The 391-nt window shown below is 61.1% G+C and carries 1 protein-coding gene; it reads right to left on the reverse strand.

All coding sequences use genetic code 11. From position 1 onward, the window contains the following. The coding region (locus tag CBX98_RS26355; RefSeq protein WP_172606035.1) for a hypothetical protein at positions 1-391 on the reverse strand (391 nt) is incomplete at both ends.

Here is a 391-nt window from a genome sequence, read left to right on the forward strand (position 1 = left end):
GGCGTGTCCACCGGATTGATCTCGACGATGGTGAAGCGAGACGCCAGCGCGGCGTAGGCCTGTGGCGCGACGATCTGCACCTGGAACCGGGCGTAGTCATTGCCCATTCCCTTCTCGAGGTAATCGTCGAGTTCGTCCTCGGACGGCTCCACGAGAAGTCGTTTTCGGTTGGTCGATGTCGGTGGAAGCACCTCGGCCAGTGCTTTGGGTATGGCTGCCGAGTACGACTTGCGGCCGGAAGCGTCGCTCCAGGGAAGCAGGAGCAGATTCTGCGATCCGGAAGAGGAGACCAGCGTCGATCCGTTGGCGAAGTTTGCCTCGATGCGAGTGTGCGGATTATCGTCGGTGTGAAAGCTCGTTCTGATCCCCACGGTGATCGCCTGGGCCAGAG

It is taken from the genome of Vibrio sp. T9, assembly GCF_003123985.1.
In the GTDB taxonomy this organism is placed as follows: Bacteria; Pseudomonadota; Gammaproteobacteria; order Enterobacterales; family Vibrionaceae; genus Vibrio; species Vibrio diabolicus.